Below are 16,304 nucleotides of genomic sequence, written 5' to 3' on the forward strand. Positions count from 1 at the left end.
AAGTCAAAATACAGAAAAATCGAGCGCTGCGTACTGCCCACGGGCAATGCCGGCGAAGGCCAGCAGAGCCGGCAGACGCTCGGCGAAGCCCTGGAAGCTGTGGTCGCCACCGGCCTGGATGCGCAGGGCGCAAGCACGGTAATAGCGCTCGGCGTGGCGATAGTCCAGGGTTTCATCGGCGGTCTGCAGCCACACTTGATAGCGGCTGGCGTCCACCGGGGCTGGTACTTCCAGCTCGGCCAGGGCCTGCACGTGATCGTGGGTCAGCTCCCAGGCCTCACCGGTGTAGTGATTGTGCTGGGTGCCCAGGTAGCCGTCGAAATGCTTGTGCGGTGTTACCGCCGGGTTCACCAGCAGGGCCTTGAGGCCGTGGCGCTCGGCCAGATAGGTGGCATAGTAGCCGCCGAGCGAACTGCCCACCAGCAATGGCGCGCCCAGTTCGGCGATGGCGGCTTCGAGCTGGGCGATGGCCTGCCGTGGGTGGTGGTGCAAAGCGGGCACCCGCAGTTGGGCCGACAGGCCCAGTTGCTGCATCACGGCCTCGAGCTGGCGCGCCTTGGTGGAAAGCGGCGAGCTGTTGAAGCCGTGGATATAGAGGATGGAACCCGACATGCTGCCCCCGGAATCTTTGGCTTCGCGCCCGGTGATATGGGCGCAGGGACGCGCAGTGTAGCGCGTTCGCCGGGTTTTGACGCAGTGTCACGGGTTTCGCAACAATTTCTTCACCGAAGTCGCAACCACAGTTCCCTGTAGGAGCGCGTCTGCAGCCGCAGCTCAATACCCCGGGCTATCGAAGTCGAGCTTCACTTCGAAATCCAGTGCCCGCTCCACCCCGGTCTCCAACCGCCCGTCGGCATGCAGGCGCAACCAGCGGTAGCCCGGCTGCTCCTCGCTCACCTGGAAATCCTCGCTGCGCGCAGCGAACTGGATACAGGTCGACGGCGTAGCCAGCAGGCGCAGGCCGTCGCGCACTTCATCCCATTCCTGATGCACATGCCCCCACAGCAGCGCCCGCACCTGTGGATAACCCTCGACGATATCGAACAGCGCCTGGGCATTGCGCAAGCCGATCGGCGCAATCCAGGCACAGCCGATATCCACCGGCTGATGGTGGAAGCACACCAGGCAATGCCGTTCACCCGCCTCTCGCAAGGCCGCTTCCAGCACTGCCAGCTGGTCATCCTCCAGCAGCCCGTGCGTTGCCCCGGGGACGGCCGTATTGAGCATGACGATGCGCCACGCACCGATATCGGTCACAGCCTGTACCAGCTCCGGCGCCACTTGCGCCATGACTCGGGCCTCGTCATGGTTGCCAGGCAACCAGCGGGTGGGCACGGCAAACGGCGCGGTCAGCTCACGGAACGCTTCATAGGATGCCACACTGGCGTCCTGGGACAGGTCGCCAGTGCACAGCAGCAGGTCGACAAGCGGCTGCTCCCGCCGCACCTGTGCCACTACATGGCGCAGGCTGTCACGGGTATTGAGGCCCAGCATGCTGCCGGCCGGGTCGGCGAACAGATGGGCATCGGTCAGTTGCACCACATGCACGAGGCGCGATTGGTCTGTCTGAGGCAACGGCCGTCTCCTGGAACGGATTCAGCGCGAATTATGGCTGCACAACGGGTGCGAGCAAACACCCACGAACGACCTGCGTCACACTTCAGCGAACGCTCGCCAGTTCGTGACCACAAGCCAGGCAGTGGCTCAGCCATTCACCGAGGAACAAGTTGAGCTGGGCCTTTTCGTCCGGCTGGTGCATGGCCTCGTTCGGATACGGGTAGATGCTGCGCAGGCGCCGGGTGTGTTCGGCACTGACCACTTCGGCCATGCGCGCATCGTGGTACACCTGCACTTCCAGGTGCGGCACCGGCAACCAAGGCAGGCTGTGCTCCTGGCGCACGTGCAGGGTGGTGGTGTACGGGCAGGCCAGCACCACGTCGAGTACCAGCACACCGAGCATCTGATCGCCCTGGGTCATGCCGATGCAGCGCGAGCTTTGGGTGGTGCGCATGTCTGGCAACAGGCGCATCAGCCGGGCGTAGTTGGCCTCGCAGGCTGCCTGCAGCCCGACCAGGTCGACCCGATAACGCTCGCGCAGCAGGTTCACTTCCACATACCTCGTACTTCATCACGGTTCAGCGCCAGCCATTGCAGGCCGATGATGGTCGCCGCGTTGCAGATGCGCCCGTCGCGCACCGCCTGCATGGCATCCTCGAACGACCACACGCGCACGCGAATGTCTTCGCCCTCTTCTTCCAGGCCATGCAGGCCGCCCGCCCCTTCGCTGCTGCAGCGTCCGAGAAACAGATGAACGTATTCGTCACTGCCGCCGGGCGACGGGAAGTAACGGGTCATCGGCCACAGGGCGCTGAAAGCCAGGCCGGCCTCTTCTTCGGCTTCGCGATGGGCGACTTCCTCGGGTTGCTCGTCCTTGTCGATAAGCCCGGCCACCATCTCGATCAGCCAAGGGTTGTCGACCTTGTCCAGCGCCCCCACACGGAACTGCTCGATCAGCACCACTTCATCGCGCAACGGGTCGTACGGCAGCACGCACACCGCATCATGGCGCACGAACAGTTCGCGGCTGATCTCGCGGCCCATGCCCCCGGCAAACAATTCGTGGCGCAGGCGTAGCTTGTCGAGCTTGTAAAAGCCCTGGAAGCAGTTGGCCCGCTCGATGATTTCGAAGCCCTTGGGCACTGAGTTCAACGCGTCTGACATGGAAATCCTCATTACCTCGAATACCGCATCGCGCCATCCTACTCTGCACGCCTGCCGGTTTCATCCCTTTCCGGCAACCGTTCGCGCACTCGGGACAGCGCGCCTTGTCTCTGTTAGCTTAGTGGCGAACTGAAGGCCGCGCAGACGGTCAAAGGCCGACTTTTCCCTGTTCTGCAAGGATCCTCATGACACTTGTCAAACTGACGTCCGTGGCTGTGCTGGCCCTGGCCCTGGGTGCCTGCCAAAGCCTGTTCACGCCCAACTACCGGGCGCCGCTCGAGGTCAAGCGTGATGCCTGGGAGCATGTCAAACCCGGCTGCAGTGAAAGCGACTGCCCGCTGGTGAACATCGACATGATCCACTTCCCGGCGTTGCCCAAGCTTGATGGCATCGTCGAGAAACGCCTGCTGCAACTGACCGAAGACAACCAGCGCGGCAACGCACCGGCCACACTGCAAGCCTACGAGCAGCAGTACCTGGCCAGTGCCGATAAGCGCAACAGCAGCTACCTGCAGGCCAAGGTACGCGAGCAGCATGACGGACTGGTGATCATCGAACTGTCCAGCTACCTGGACAGCGGCGGCGCCCACGGCATGCCCGGGCGTGGTTTCATCAACTATTCGCGCAAGCTGGACAAGGTGCTGACCCTGCAGGACATGCTGGTGCCTGGCCAGGAAGACACCTTCTGGAAAACCGTCGAGGAATCACACCGCGCCTGGCTGATCAGCGTAGGCATGGACAAGGACGCCGAGTTCATCAAGACCTGGCCGTTCAAGCAGTCGCCGCACATCGCCCTGACGTACGGCGCGGTGGTGGTCAAGTACGAGGTCTACTCCATCGCGCCCTATTCCATGGGCCACGTGGAGTTGAAGATCCCGTACCCACGCCTGAATGGCGTGCTCAAGCCCGAGCTGTTTCCCGGCCGCGGCTGAAGCTCAACAGCCCGTGCAGTAGCCCTGCCAGCAGCAATGCCGGCAGGGTCGCACCCAGGTCGGGCGCTTGCGCGGCGATCAGATGGTACGCGGCAACGCCCACCGCCCAGGCCAGCAGTGCCTGCCAATGCAAGCCATGCACCTGTACTGGCAAGCGGCGGCGACGGATCACGTAATGGTCCATCAATACCACACCGAACAGCGGTGCAAACACCGAGCCGATCAGCAGCAGGAAATTCTCGTACTGTGCCAGTGGCGCCAGCAGGGCGATCAGCGTGCACAGCACGCCAATGGCCAGCGCCAGGTGCTCGACCTTCAGGCGCACCAGCACACCGGTGGAAACGGCCGCCGAATGAATGTCGGCAAAAGCCTTTTCCGACTCGTCCAGCAGAATCAGCAGCAGTGGAATGCCCATGCCGGCGCCCGCCAAGGCCAGCAGCAGGGCGTTGGCTTCGCCACTGCCGGCGAAGGCCAAGGTGTAGCCCACACCCAGGCTCATCAGCCAGGTGTTGCCGATGAAGTAGCCCACCACCGTACCGCCGAATACATGTTTGCCGTTACGGGCAAAACGCGAATAGTCGGCGATCAGCGGCAACCAGGACAGCGGCATGGCGATGGCGATATCGAAGCCCACGGCCAGCGACATCGAACCGTCACCGGCACGGTTCCACAGTACGGCCAGGTCGGCCTTGGCGAACAGGTTCCAGGTCAGCCACAGGCAAGCGCCCAGCAGCAGCCAGATGCCCCAGGTGCGCAGCACCTTGCGCACGAACGCCAGCGGCCCACCGACCGCGAGCAAGGTGGCCAGGGCGCCGAAGCACAGGGTCCAGAGCACAGGGCTGTTCCAGGCGCTGGCTTCGCCGAACACCCGCGCGCCCAAAAGGCTGGCGGCATCGCGCATCACGATGATCTCGAACGAGCCCCAGCCCACCAGTTGCAGCAGGTTGAGCAGCGCCGGCAAGCGCGCGCCATGGCCCCCCAGGCTCAGCTTGAGCGTGCCCATGGCCGACAGGCCGGTATCGCTGCCAATGACACCGGCAGCCCCCAGCAACAGCACACCCACACCGGTGCCCAGAGCGATGGCCAGCACTGCGCCGGCAAGGCCCAGGCCAGGGGCGAGCATGGCGCCGACCTGCAGCACCATCAGGCCGATGCCGAGGGAGAACCATAGCGAGAACAGGTCGCGGGCGCCGAAGATACGCTGGGCGATTGGGACCGGGTGGTCGGGGGAGAATTGGCTGGGTGATGTCATGGTTGGCGCTCGCCGGCAATGTTGTTGGTGTTCCTGGCGAGGACTGCGTCCTCGTATCGCGACACAAGGCCGCTCCCACAAAAACCGCGCTGGCCTCAAGCCTTGCGCAGTCCCTGTGGGAGCGGCCTTGCGTCGCGAAAGGGCCGCAAAGCGGCCCCAGCGGTCTTAGACTTTGTGATACAGCTGGCTCCCTTCCTGGCGGAACCGCTCGGCCTGTTCGCGCATGCCTTGCTCGACCGTCACATCCACGGTTTCGATCTTGGCAGCGTATTCACGCACTTCCTGGGTAATCTTCATCGAGCAGAACTTCGGCCCGCACATCGAGCAGAAGTGCGCAACCTTGGCCGATTCCTTCGGCAGGGTCTCGTCGTGGTAGGCACGGGCAGTGTCCGGATCCAGGCCGAGGTTGAACTGGTCTTCCCAACGGAACTCGAAGCGTGCCTTGGACAAGGCGTTGTCACGAATCTGCGCACCAGGGTGGCCCTTGGCAAGGTCGGCGGCATGAGCGGCGATCTTGTAGGTGATGATGCCGGTCTTCACGTCATCCTTGTTCGGCAGGCCCAGGTGCTCCTTGGGCGTGACGTAGCAGAGCATGGCGCAACCGAACCAGCCGATCATCGCCGCACCAATGCCCGAGGTGATGTGGTCGTAGCCAGGAGCGATATCGGTGGTCAGCGGGCCGAGGGTGTAGAACGGCGCCTCGTCGCAGCACTCCAGCTGCTTGTCCATGTTTTCCTTGATCAGCTGCATCGGCACGTGGCCCGGGCCTTCGATCATGCACTGAACATCGTGCTTCCAGGCGATCTTGGTCAGCTCGCCGAGGGTTTCCAGCTCACCGAACTGCGCGGCATCGTTGGCGTCGGCAATCGAGCCGGGACGCAGGCCGTCGCCCAGCGAGAAGCTGACGTCGTAGGCCTTCATGATTTCGCAGATTTCGTCGAAGTGGGTGTACAGGAAGTTTTCCTTGTGGTGCGCCAGGCACCACTTGGCCATGATCGAGCCACCACGGCTGACGATACCGGTGACGCGCTTGGCAGTCAGCGGTACATAACGCAGCAGCACACCAGCGTGGATGGTGAAGTAGTCCACGCCCTGCTCGGCCTGCTCGATCAGGGTGTCGCGGAACAGCTCCCAGGTCAGGTCTTCGGCCACGCCGTTGACCTTTTCCAGGGCCTGGTAGATCGGCACAGTACCAATCGGCACCGGCGAGTTGCGGATGATCCACTCACGGGTTTCGTGAATGTGCTTGCCGGTGGACAGGTCCATGACCGTGTCCGAACCCCAGCGGATGCCCCAGGTCAGCTTGGCCACTTCTTCCTCGATAGAGGAACCCAGGGCGCTGTTGCCGATGTTGCCGTTGATCTTCACCAGGAAGTTGCGGCCGATGATCATCGGTTCCAATTCCGGGTGGTTGATGTTGGCCGGGATGATCGCGCGACCACGGGCGATTTCCTGGCGAACGAACTCGGGGGTGATTTCTTTCGGGATGTTGGCCCCAAAGCTGTGACCGGCGTGCTGCTCGTCGAGCAGGCCGGCGGCGCGCGCCTCTTGCAGCTTCATGTTTTCGCGAATGGCCACGTATTCCATCTCGGCGGTGATGATGCCCTGACGGGCATAGTGCATCTGCGAGACGTTGGCGCCGGCCTTGGCACGGCGCGGGTTGCGCACGTGGGCGAAACGCAGCTTGGCCAGTTCGGCATCGTTCAGGCGCTGCTGGCCGAAGTGCGAGCTCAGGCCGGCCAGGCGCTCGGTGTCACCGCGTGCTTCGATCCACGCCGAACGCACATCGGCCAGGCCCTTGCGCACATCGATGACAACGTTGGGGTCGGTGTACGGGCCGGAAGTGTCGTAGACCAGCACCGGGGCATTGGACTCGCCACCGAAATCGGTCGGGGTGTCGTCCAGGCTGATTTCACGCATGGGCACGCGGATGTCCGGGCGCGAGCCTTCGACATACACCTTGCGCGAACGCGGGAACGGTTGCACGGACTGCTGATCGACTTGTGCCGATTCGCTGAGGTTGATCGCTTTTTCTTGTTTGGTCATCACAGGCTCTCCAGACGGCTTCCTAGCAGTGGAATGTCGGGGTGAACCTGAAAGGCGCGGACGCACCCTTGATGGGTGCAGTGCCGGATATGAGGGTGCCTGAAGCTGCATGCAGCTGTGACATTCCCGGACCTGGCACAAGAGGCTCCCCGGGAAGGCGAGCAATCTTGTTCCCTACGCAGGCGCTAACCTGATCAGGTTCAACGGGATCCGCAACTTTGCGATCTCAGCCTTTGCTTCAAGGCACCCCGACAAGAACATGCGCAGTCTAGACTGGAGTGGTCGGCAAAGCCAAGCGGGTAAATACGCGGATGATGAAAGGCACTCGAGCGATTGTTGCCGGGGGCGCATGGCACTACACTGGCCCGTCGATCGATACTCAACAGTTCAGTAATTAAATTTCGTACAAGGATTGCCTCTATGCTGCGCAAACTCTCACTGGCGATAGCCGTGTCTTGTGCGTCCAACGGAGTGGTCTGGGCAGCGGACGTGCCCCAAACAGTCAAGACCGACCTGGTCAGCGTCTACCAGGAAGCGGTCGACAATAACGCTGACCTGGCTGCAGCCCGCGCCGATTACGGCGCCCGCCGTGAAGTGGTACCACAGGCTCGCGCCGGGTTGCTGCCTAACCTTTCGGCCGGTGCCGAAATGCTGAACACCCGCACCAAGCTGGACGAACCATCGGCCACCAGCAACCGCAGCGGCAATACCTGGAGTGCGACCCTGGCGCAACCTATCTTCCGCGCTGACCGCTGGTTCCAGTTGCAGGCGGCCGAGGCGGTCAACGAACAGGCGGCGCTGGAGCTGTCGGCGACCGAGCAGAACCTGATCCTGCAAACCGCGCAGAATTACTTCGCCGTGCTCCGTGCCCAGGACAACCTGGCCGCGACCAAGGCCGAGGAAGCTGCCTTCAAGCGCCAGCTGGACCAGTCCAACGAACGATTCGACGTCGGCCTCTCCGACAAGACCGACGTGCTGCAATCCCAGGCCAGCTACGACACGGCGCGGGCCAACCGGATCATTGCCGAGCGCCAGGTACAGGATGCCTTCGAGGCCCTGGTAACCCTGACCAACCGGGAATACACGTCGATTCAAGGCGTGGTCCATACCTTGCCGGTGCAGGTCCCTACACCCAACGACGCCAAGGCCTGGGTCGAAACCGCCGGGCGCCAGAACCTCAACCTGCTGGCCACCAACCACGCGGTCGTCGCTGCCGAGGAAACCCTGCGCCAGCGCAAGGCCGGCCATGCGCCGACCCTGGACGCGGTTGCCAAGTATCAGAAGGGTGACAACGACAACTTCGGTTTCACCAACCCCGCACCGGCCCCCGTTTCGCGCTATAGCGGCGACGTCGAGCAGACCAGCATCGGCCTGCAGTTGAACATCCCGATCTACAGCGGCGGCCTGACCAGTTCGCAGGTGCGCGAGGCCTACCAGCGCCTGAGCCAGAGCGAACAGCAGCGTGAAAGCCTGCGCCGCCAGGTGGTGGAAAACACCCGCAACCTGCACCGCGCGGTAAACACCGACGTGGAACAGGTGCAGGCGCGCAAGCAGTCGATCATCTCCAACCAGAGCGCGCTGGAAGCCACCGAGATCGGCTACCAGGTGGGTACCCGCAATATCGTCGACGTGCTTGACGCCCAACGTCAGCTGTACACCTCGGTGCGCGACTACAACAACAGCCGCTATGACTACATCCTCGACAACCTGAGCCTGAAGCAGGCGGCCGGCACCTTGAGCCCGCAGGACCTGCAGGACCTCAAGCGGTACCTGAAGCCGGACTACAACCCGGACAAGGACTTCCTGCCGCCGGACCTGGCGGCTGCAGCGGCAAAGAACTTCGAGCGTCGCCCCTGATATAGGGGTGGATTTTCCGCAGGGTGGGTTTCTTTTGATGGCCTCATCGCCGGCAAGCCAGCTCCCACAGGTTCTCCACTGGCCTTAAGCCTTGTGCAGTACTGTGGGAGCCGGCTTGCCGGCGATGAGGCCAGAAAACCCAACACAGAACTCAGCGGATAAGTGCACCCAGGCCATCGAGCAAGCGCTGCAAAGCTCCTTGGTTGGCCCGCATCACCGCCCTGCCCGCTTCGCCAATGCGCTGTGCATCCTGCGGCAATTCGACCAACCGCCGCACCGCTTCGGCCAGCCCGTCGGCATCGTCCACCTGCTGCAGCGCCCCTGCCTCGCGCAGCATCGCGCTGATTTCGAGGAAGTTGAACACATGCGGCCCCATCAGCACCGGCAAGGCCAGCGCCGCGGGTTCAAGCGGGTTGTGCCCGCCGGTCGCCACCAGGCTGCCGCCGACGAAGGCAATGTCGGCCAGGGCATAGAGGAACAGCAGTTCGCCCATGGTATCGCCGAGCAAGACGCGAGTCTGTGCATCGACCGGCGTGCCGGCAGAGCGGCGCACGGTGGTGAACTGTTCGCTGCACAGCGTATGCACCGCAGCGAATCGCTCGGGGTGGCGCGGCACCAGAATCAGCAGGGCATCACCATGCACCTGCAACAATTGCCGATGTGCCTGCAGGATCAACGCATCTTCACCTTCGTGGGTGCTGGCGGCGATCCACACCGGGCGCTGTGCAGCCCCCCACTGTTCACGCAATGTCCTGGCACGCGGCAACAGTTGATCATCGATCTTCAGGTCGAACTTGATCGAACCGGTGACCTGCACGCACTCCGGACGCGCGCCCAGGTCACGAAAACGCTGAGCCTCGGTTTCGGTCTGCACGGCAATCAGACTCATCTCGGCCAGCATCGGCCGGGTCAGCCTGGCAAAACGCCCATAGCCACGAGCCGAGCGCTCAGACAAGCGTGCGTTGGCCAGCGCTACCGGAATGCCACGCTTCGCACACTGGTGGATGTGGTTGGGCCACAGCTCGGTTTCCATGATGATGCCCAGCTTCGGCTGCACATGGTCGAGAAAGCGCCCTGCCGCCCAGGGCAGGTCGTAGGGCAGGTAGCAATGCTGCACGCGCGGTTCGTCGGCGAACATGGCGCGAATGCGCTCGGAGCCGGTCGGGGTCATGCAGGTAAGCGTAATCGGCAATTCCGGGTAGGCCTTGAGCAAGGCACGCACCATCGGCGCCGCCGCAATGCTCTCGCCCACCGATACCGCGTGCACCCAGATGCCGCCGCGGCGCATGGCCGGCAGGCTGAAGCCAAAGCGCTCGCCAATGCGTTGACCATAGGCCGGTGCCTTGCGCGCGCGTAGATACAGGCGCAGCGCAACCAGCGGCAGGCCCAGGTGAAACAACAAGGTATAGAGAGTTCTGTTCATGGCCGCGGAGTTTACCCGATCGCGCGCAGGTGCACCGCAAAGCGCTCGGCCAGCCACTGCGCGGCAGGCCCCAGTGGCTCGTCGCGGCGCCAGGCCAGCTCCACCACCAAGGCCGGTGGCTGCCACTCGCTGTCCAGTTCGACCATGTGCGCCTGATAGGTCGGGTACTGCACCACGTGTCGCGGCAGCCAGGCCCAGCCCAGGCCGCGCATCAGCAGTTCGGCCATGGCATAGAAGCTGTCGGCGCGCCATACCTGCGGGCTGATCGCTTCGCCGCCTGGGTAGCCGCTTTGCTGCGGGGCAATCAGCAATTGACGGTGGCGCGCCAGCTGCTGCCGGGTAACCCGGCCTTCGCCGGCGAGCGGGTGGCCGATCGCGCACACGGTGACCATTTCCACACTGCCCAGGGCGCGCCGCTCCAGCGAGGCCGGGATGCTCTCGTGGTGGAAGAACAGGCCAAGATCGGCGCGCCGTTCCACCAGTTTGCGCGCGACGTCGCCCTGGGCACCGCTGGCCAGCTGCACCTCCAGGAATGGGTAGCGGCTGGCCAGCTCGTCGAGGCTGTCGATGACCGGCTGGTAGGGCATGGCTTCGTCCTGGGCGACCCGCAACAAAGCCTCCTGACCGCGCATCAGCGCCAACGCACGGCCATCCAGGCGTTCGCACTGGCGCAACAGTTCGCGGGCATCTTCCAGCAGAGCGCTGCCGTTCTCGGTCAGCTTGGGTTGCCGGCCACTGCTGCGCTCGAACAAGGTGACCCCCAGGTCGGTTTCGAGCAGGGCGATCGCGCTGCTGATCGCCGACTGGGCCTTGCGCTGCTCGCGGGCCACGGCAGAGAACGAGCGCAGTTCTGCAACGCGCAGGAAGATACGCAACTGTTCAAGGTTCCACTGCTCGGCCATCGACCTATCTCCAATAGTGATAGGTAATGACTTTACCCCATCCAGGTTACGTCTAGAATGCCCGACCAGTTACCGGAGGATCCCGCCATGAATGCCTACACCTACCTCGCCATCGCCATCTGCGCAGAAGTCATTGCTACCGCCTCCATGAAAGCAGTGAAAGGCTTGAGCACCCCCTTGCCGTTGCTGCTGATGGTGGTTGGCTATGGCATTGCTTTCTGGATGCTGACCCTGGTGGTGCGCAGTATTCCGGTGGGGATCGCCTATGCCATCTGGTCGGGGCTGGGTATTGTGCTGATCAGTGTGGCGGCGCTGGTGATCTATGGGCAGAAGCTGGACGTTCCGGCGATGCTGGGCATGGCCATGATTGTGGGTGGAGTGGTGGTGATTCAGCTGTTTTCAAAAACGGCTGGGCATTGAGACAGCCTGTACGGGCCTCATCGACGGCAAGCCAGCTCCCACAGAGCTGATACAGGCCGCAGGGTCAATGCCATCCCTGTGGGAGCTGGCTTGCCGGCGATAGGGCCATCACAGGTATACCCTGTATACTTGCCAGCTGTCCCAGTCTTCGAGGTACCGCCATGCCATCCGCCATTTCCACTGACGTGCTGATCGTCGGCGCCGGGGTCGCAGGCCTCTGGCTCAATGCCCGCCTGCGCCGCCTGGGCTACTCGACAGTACTGGTGGAACGCGCCAGCCTTGGCGGCGAGCAGACCATCAAATCCCAGGGCATCATCCATGGCGGCACCAAGTACGCCCTGCACGGCGCCATCACCGGTGCCTCGGAAGCCATCGCCGACATGCCGCGACGCTGGCGCGAAGCGCTGAGCGGCAGCGGCGAACTGGACCTGACCAGCACCCGCCTGCTGTCCGACGCCCACTACCTGTGGTCGCCAGGCACCCTGGCCGGCAACCTCACCAGCTTCTTCGCCAGCAAGGCCGTGCGCGGCCGGGTCGACCAGGTCAAGGGCGAGCAACTGCCACCCGCGCTGCAGGACCGCGCCTTCAAGGGCAAGGTCTATCGCCTGGCCGAACTTGTCATCGACGTACCCAGCCTGCTGGCCAACCTGGCCGAACTGGCAGGCGACAGCCTGCTGGCCGGTGAGCGCATCGAGCCACTGCGCGAGGGCGACGACCTGGTCGGCCTGCGCGTCGACGAGCGCGACATTCGCGCCCAGCGCATCGTGCTCAGCGCCGGCGCAGGCACCGAGGAACTGCTGCACGCCCTGGGCCTGAACCAGCCAGCCATGCAGACACGCCCGCTGCATATGGTGATGGCCAAGGGTGCCAACCTGAAACCGCTTTACGCCCATTGCCTGGGTGGCGGCCCAAAGCCACGGGTGACGGTTACCACCCACCCGGCCGCCGATGGCCAGTGGGTCTGGTACCTGGGCGGCGACCTCGCCGAAGCCGATGGCGTTGCCCGTGAGCCGGCTGCGCAAATCGCCGCGGCACAGAAAGAGATCGCCAGCCTGCTGCCATGGGTCGACCAGAGCCAGGTGCGCTGGGCCACCCTGCGGGTCAACCGTGCGGAACCGGCGCAATCGGGCCTGGTCCGCCCGGATAACGCCTTCCTCGCCGACCAGCAACGCCTGCTGGTCGGCTGGCCGACCAAGCTGGCCCTGGCACCGGACTTCAGCGACCGGGTCATCAGCCACCTGGAGCGCGACGGTATCCGCCCACAGGCGCAAGCCGACCTGGCCGACCTGCCACGCCCACCGCTGGGCGTACCGGCCTGGGAGCAACTGCTGCCATGAGCCTACCAACCCTGCACGACTTCCATCGCCCCTTGGGCAGCACCGGCCTCAAGGTTTCGCCGCTGGGCCTGGGCACGGTCAAGCTGGGGCGCGACCAGGGCGTGAAGTACCCCACCGGCTTCACCATCCCCGGCGATGACGAAGCCCGCCTGCTGCTGGCCCAGGCCCGCGAGCTGGGTATCAACCTGATCGACACCGCCCCGGCCTACGGCCGCAGCGAAGAGCGCTTGGGCCCGCTGCTGCGCGGCCAGCGCGATGAATGGGTGATCGTCAGCAAGGTTGGCGAAGAATTCGACAATGGCCAATCGCACTTCGATTTCAGCGCCGCCCACACCCGCCGTTCGGTAGAGCGCAGCCTGCAGCGCCTGGAAACCGACCGCATCGAGCTGGTGCTGGTGCATTCCGACGGCAACGACCTGGCCATCCTCGAACAGCAGGAGGTCTACCAGACCCTTGACGAGCTCAAGCAGGAGGGCAAGATCCTCGGCTTCGGCCTTTCCGGCAAGACCGTCGCCGGCGGCCTGAAGGCGCTGGAGCAAGGCGATTGCGCCATGGTCACCTACAACCTCAACGAACAGGCAGAACGCCCAGTGCTGGACTACGCTGCCGAACACGGCAAGGCCATCCTGGTGAAGAAGGCCCTGGCCAGCGGGCATATCTGTCTGGCCCCGGGCGTTGACCCGGTGCAGGCCAGCTTCGAGCTGCTGTTCGCCCACCCGGGCGTCAGCAGTGCTATCGTCGGCACCATCAATCCGTTGCACCTGGCCCACAACGTGGCCACCGTCGCCCGTATTCTGGGCCAGCATTGAGTTGCCCCAGGCCCACGGGCCCGGACTGACCCGACGCAAGGAGGAGCCTCGTGGCGCGAACGCTGATCCGCAAGAACCCGAGTAACTTCAAGACATTGCCGCTGCATGTCGAGGCCACGCCCGAAGGGCTGATCTACCAGAGCATCGGCATGCCGCTGAACTTCGCCCAGATCCAACAACGGCGCAAGGCCATCCAGCTGCCCGACGTGCAGCGCTTCGTGGTCGAACTGGCCAACCTGGGCGTGTCGGTGCGGCTGACCCTGCATTGGCAGAACCGCGATTACTGGGTGCTGGTACGTCAGCGCCGGCAAGACCGTGGTGATGTAGTACTGAAACTGATTTCCGGCTATGTGCCGGCGCAGGAGCTGAACCTGCCGTTGCACACGGCCGTGCAGGAAGTGGCCGAGGAATGCCTGTTGGAAACTCCGGAAGGCTGGCTGGGCGGGCGCTTCAACGACACCTGGTTGCCGGTGCCCTACGCTGCCGCCCTGCACTACCGCGAAACGCCGCACTTCGTGCTGGCCCCGGAGTCCGGTGCCGCCCGCCCGGTTCACTGCGGCAAGCTGATGCTGCTGGAACGACCACGGGCGTATGTGCACTTGCCAACCGCCTCATTGCAACTGATCTATGACATGCGTTTGCAGGTACCTCGGGACGCCAAGAAGCTCAGCCTGTTCCACGTTGATGAGCGGCTGGAGGGCGACCAACTGGTGGCGCGACTCAACCGCAAACGGCCAGACCTTTACCTGATGCCGTTGGAGGAAGGCCAGCCGCTGGCTGAGCTGTATACCCTGAAGAAGGATGAACTGGTGCCGGCGAGCACGCGCGGGCTCTACCTGGCCGAAAGTTTTGCACGGCAAGAGGGCTGGGTGGTCACGGACGAGCGGGTGCGCTGGAAGGATTGGGTGAAGCAGCAGGGGTTGGTGGAGAGCAAGCCGGTGCGGGCGTCACATCTGCAGCGGTTTGGAGACAAGGCGCGGGAACTGCTGGAGCGGGCGCGTACTTCACTACACAAGTAAGATTCCGAGGCCTGCGCCGCCCCTGCAGGAGCAGCCTTGTGCTGCGAAGAGGCCGGTAGAGCCAAAGAAACACTTTTGCCCTACCGGCCTCTTCGCAGCACAAGGCTGCTCCTACAGGTAATGAGGCAGCCTCAGAGGGTCGATCAGTTCTTGCGAATCTTCTCGACGATCGCCGTGGTCGAGCTGTTCTCGACCAGCCCAAGCACCTTCACGGTCCCGCCATAGGCCTTGACGATATCGGCACCCACCACCTGGTCGATGCCATAGTCACCGCCCTTTACCAGCACGTCCGGCTTGACCTGGCTCAGCAGGTTCTCCGGCGTGCCCTCGGGGAAGCTGATGACCCAGTCCACCGCCCCCAGCCCGGCCAGCACGGCCATGCGCCGGTCGACGCTGTTGATCGGACGGCCCGGGCCTTTCAGGCGGCTGACCGAGGCATCATCGTTGACCGCGACGATCAGGCGATCACCCTGGGCCCGCGCCTGCTCCAGGTAGGTGACATGCCCGGCATGCAGGATGTCGAAGCAGCCGTTGGTGAAGACAATCTTCTCTTTGTGCGCCCGCGCGTCGTCGATGGCCAGCAGCAGTTGCTCCAACCCCAGCACGCCGCGCTCGGAACCTTCCTCACGCTGGATCGCCCGGCGCAGCTCAGGGGCGCTGATCGCGGCCGTACCCAGCTTGCCGACCACGATACCCGCCGCCAGGTTGGCCAAGGCCACCGCGTGGGGCAGGTCCTCGCCGGCAGCGATGGCCGCGGCAAGGGTGGAGATGACGGTATCACCGGCACCGGTCACATCGAACACTTCACGCGCCCGCGCCGGCAGGTGCAGCGCCGGCTGGCCGCCGCGCAGCAGGGTCATGCCGTGCTCGCCACGGGTCACCAGCAAGGCACCCAGGTCCAGGTCCTGCAGCAGCTGCAGGCCCTTGGTGACCAGCTCGGTCTCATCGGCGCAACGGCCGACAATGGTCTCGAATTCGCTGAGGTTGGGAGTGATCAGGCTCGCGCCACGGTAGATGGAAAAGTCCTTGCCCTTGGGGTCGGCCAGCACCGGAATACCCTTGGCCCGCGCCGCCTGGATCAGGCTCTGGTGGTTTTTCAGTGCGCCCTTGCCGTAGTCGGACAGGACCAGCACCTTGACGCCCTCGAGCAGGCTGTCGACTTCCGCACCCAGCGACAGCGGGTCGGTGGCGAACGGTTCCTCGAAATCGATGCGCAGCAACTGCTGGTGACGACTCATGACCCGCAGCTTGACGATGGTCGGCTGGTGCGCGATGCGCTGGAACACCGAGCGCACGCCTGCAGCCTGCAGGCTGTTGGCCAGGCTGTCGGCGGCCTCGTCCTGGCCGGTAACGCCAATCAGCGAAGCCGGTGCGCCCAGGGCGGCGATGTTCAAGGCAACGTTGGCCGCGCCGCCGGGGCGATCCTCGATCTGATCGACCTTGACCACCGGGACTGGCGCTTCAGGCGAGATACGCGAAGTACCGCCATGCCAGTAGCGGTCGAGCATGACATCGCCGACCACCAGTACCGGGGCTTGATCGAAACGCGGCATGGACAACTTCATGGGCAACCCATATGGAAATAA

The 16,304-nt window shown here is 64.1% G+C and carries 15 protein-coding genes and 1 riboswitch; of the genes, 6 read left to right on the forward strand and 9 right to left on the reverse strand.

The genetic code is table 11. The features are described 5' to 3' along the window. Positions 1-3: 3 nt before the first annotated feature. The 4 genes from CAF92_RS05970 to CAF92_RS05985 form a co-directional block, all read right to left on the reverse strand. The gene (locus CAF92_RS05970; RefSeq protein WP_003258136.1) at positions 4-612 is read right to left on the reverse strand and encodes a YqiA/YcfP family alpha/beta fold hydrolase; all 609 of its coding nucleotides are present in this window, start codon (positions 610-612) and stop codon (positions 4-6) included. 162 nt (positions 613-774) lie between these two features. Further along, positions 775-1,575 (reverse strand): 3',5'-cyclic-AMP phosphodiesterase, encoded by an 801-nt coding sequence (gene cpdA / locus CAF92_RS05975; protein ID WP_080958393.1) that lies wholly within the window; start codon positions 1,573-1,575, stop codon positions 775-777. An 85-nt stretch (positions 1,576-1,660) separates the two neighbouring features. After that, positions 1,661-2,113 (reverse strand): DUF1249 domain-containing protein, encoded by a 453-nt coding sequence (locus CAF92_RS05980; RefSeq protein WP_085599747.1) that lies wholly within the window; start codon positions 2,111-2,113, stop codon positions 1,661-1,663. Next, complete coding sequence (locus tag CAF92_RS05985) at positions 2,104-2,721, reverse strand: NUDIX domain-containing protein (protein WP_015272022.1); 618 nt, start codon at positions 2,719-2,721, stop codon at positions 2,104-2,106. Before CAF92_RS05985 ends, CAF92_RS05980 begins: the two co-directional genes overlap by 10 nt. Positions 2,722-2,906: 185 nt before the next feature. Here CAF92_RS05985 and CAF92_RS05990 point away from each other — a divergent pair, with 185 nt between their 5' ends. Next, positions 2,907-3,653: an RsiV family protein gene (locus CAF92_RS05990; RefSeq protein ID WP_046613356.1), complete on the forward strand. Its 747-nt coding sequence runs from the start codon at positions 2,907-2,909 to the stop codon at positions 3,651-3,653. Here CAF92_RS05990 and cytX read toward each other — a convergent pair. Both cytX and thiC read right to left on the reverse strand, forming a co-directional pair. Next, entirely contained in the window at positions 3,622-4,905 is a 1,284-nt protein-coding gene (gene cytX / locus CAF92_RS05995) for a putative hydroxymethylpyrimidine transporter CytX (protein ID WP_085599749.1), read from the reverse strand. The genes CAF92_RS05990 and cytX overlap by 32 nt on opposite strands. A 165-nt stretch (positions 4,906-5,070) precedes the next feature. Beyond that, a complete protein-coding gene (gene thiC, locus CAF92_RS06000; protein WP_046613359.1) occupies positions 5,071-6,951 on the reverse strand; it encodes a phosphomethylpyrimidine synthase ThiC in 1,881 nt (626 codons plus the stop codon). Between the two features lie 154 nt (positions 6,952-7,105). Next, positions 7,106-7,212, reverse strand: a riboswitch (TPP riboswitch). Between the two features lie 159 nt (positions 7,213-7,371). Between thiC and CAF92_RS06005 the strand changes: the two genes are divergently transcribed. Continuing rightward, the gene (locus CAF92_RS06005) at positions 7,372-8,808 is read left to right on the forward strand and encodes a TolC family outer membrane protein (RefSeq protein ID WP_046613360.1); all 1,437 of its coding nucleotides are present in this window, start codon (positions 7,372-7,374) and stop codon (positions 8,806-8,808) included. 151 nt (positions 8,809-8,959) lie between these two features. On the opposite strand, the gene waaA is transcribed toward CAF92_RS06005, so the two are convergent. Further along, on the reverse strand, positions 8,960-10,231 hold the full coding sequence (gene waaA / locus CAF92_RS06010) for a lipid IV(A) 3-deoxy-D-manno-octulosonic acid transferase (RefSeq protein ID WP_085599751.1): 1,272 nt from the start codon (positions 10,229-10,231) through the stop codon (positions 8,960-8,962). 11 nt (positions 10,232-10,242) lie between these two features. Next, positions 10,243-11,133 carry a LysR family transcriptional regulator gene (locus CAF92_RS06015; RefSeq protein ID WP_085599752.1) on the reverse strand — a complete coding sequence of 297 codons (891 nt, stop codon included), beginning with the start codon at positions 11,131-11,133 and terminating at the stop codon, positions 10,243-10,245. A gap of 87 nt (positions 11,134-11,220) precedes the next feature. Here CAF92_RS06015 and CAF92_RS06020 point away from each other — a divergent pair, with 87 nt between their 5' ends. From CAF92_RS06020 to CAF92_RS06035, 4 genes are all read left to right on the forward strand, one after another. Beyond that, a complete protein-coding gene (locus CAF92_RS06020) occupies positions 11,221-11,553 on the forward strand; it encodes a multidrug efflux SMR transporter (RefSeq protein WP_008095055.1) in 333 nt (110 codons plus the stop codon). Positions 11,554-11,714: 161 nt separating this feature from the next. Further along, complete coding sequence (locus CAF92_RS06025) at positions 11,715-12,890, forward strand: FAD-binding oxidoreductase (protein ID WP_085599754.1); 1,176 nt, start codon at positions 11,715-11,717, stop codon at positions 12,888-12,890. After that, complete coding sequence (locus CAF92_RS06030; RefSeq protein ID WP_085599756.1) at positions 12,887-13,699, forward strand: aldo/keto reductase; 813 nt, start codon at positions 12,887-12,889, stop codon at positions 13,697-13,699. Before CAF92_RS06025 ends, CAF92_RS06030 begins: the two co-directional genes overlap by 4 nt. A 50-nt stretch (positions 13,700-13,749) precedes the next feature. Next, positions 13,750-14,718 carry a metal ABC transporter ATPase gene (locus CAF92_RS06035; RefSeq protein WP_085599758.1) on the forward strand — a complete coding sequence of 323 codons (969 nt, stop codon included), beginning with the start codon at positions 13,750-13,752 and terminating at the stop codon, positions 14,716-14,718. Between the two features lie 143 nt (positions 14,719-14,861). Here the strand turns inward: CAF92_RS06035 and hldE are convergent, their stop codons facing one another. Further along, positions 14,862-16,283 (reverse strand): bifunctional D-glycero-beta-D-manno-heptose-7-phosphate kinase/D-glycero-beta-D-manno-heptose 1-phosphate adenylyltransferase HldE, encoded by a 1,422-nt coding sequence (hldE, locus tag CAF92_RS06040; protein WP_085599760.1) that lies wholly within the window; start codon positions 16,281-16,283, stop codon positions 14,862-14,864. Positions 16,284-16,304: the final 21 nt, after the last annotated feature.

This window comes from Pseudomonas sp. B10(2017) (genome assembly GCF_002113295.1).
In the GTDB taxonomy this organism is placed as follows: Bacteria; Pseudomonadota; Gammaproteobacteria; order Pseudomonadales; family Pseudomonadaceae; genus Aquipseudomonas; species Aquipseudomonas pudica.

Excerpts from the sequence above, each read along its gene's own strand:
- CAF92_RS05970 (WP_003258136.1), bottom strand. The coding sequence starts at position 612 with ATGTCGGGTTCCATCCTCTATATCCACGGCTTCAACAGCTCGCCGCTT.
- CAF92_RS05985 (WP_015272022.1), bottom strand. The coding sequence starts at position 2,721 with ATGTCAGACGCGTTGAACTCAGTGCCCAAGGGCTTCGAAATCATCGAG.
- CAF92_RS05990 (WP_046613356.1), top strand. The coding sequence starts at position 2,907 with ATGACACTTGTCAAACTGACGTCCGTGGCTGTGCTGGCCCTGGCCCTG.
- cytX (WP_085599749.1), bottom strand. The coding sequence starts at position 4,905 with ATGACATCACCCAGCCAATTCTCCCCCGACCACCCGGTCCCAATCGCC.
- thiC (WP_046613359.1), bottom strand. The coding sequence starts at position 6,951 with ATGACCAAACAAGAAAAAGCGATCAACCTCAGCGAATCGGCACAAGTC.
- CAF92_RS06005 (WP_046613360.1), top strand. The coding sequence starts at position 7,372 with ATGCTGCGCAAACTCTCACTGGCGATAGCCGTGTCTTGTGCGTCCAAC.
- waaA (WP_085599751.1), bottom strand. The coding sequence starts at position 10,231 with ATGAACAGAACTCTCTATACCTTGTTGTTTCACCTGGGCCTGCCGCTG.
- CAF92_RS06015 (WP_085599752.1), bottom strand. The coding sequence starts at position 11,133 with ATGGCCGAGCAGTGGAACCTTGAACAGTTGCGTATCTTCCTGCGCGTT.
- CAF92_RS06020 (WP_008095055.1), top strand. The coding sequence starts at position 11,221 with ATGAATGCCTACACCTACCTCGCCATCGCCATCTGCGCAGAAGTCATT.
- CAF92_RS06025 (WP_085599754.1), top strand. The coding sequence starts at position 11,715 with ATGCCATCCGCCATTTCCACTGACGTGCTGATCGTCGGCGCCGGGGTC.
- CAF92_RS06030 (WP_085599756.1), top strand. The coding sequence starts at position 12,887 with ATGAGCCTACCAACCCTGCACGACTTCCATCGCCCCTTGGGCAGCACC.
- hldE (WP_085599760.1), bottom strand. The coding sequence starts at position 16,283 with ATGAAGTTGTCCATGCCGCGTTTCGATCAAGCCCCGGTACTGGTGGTC.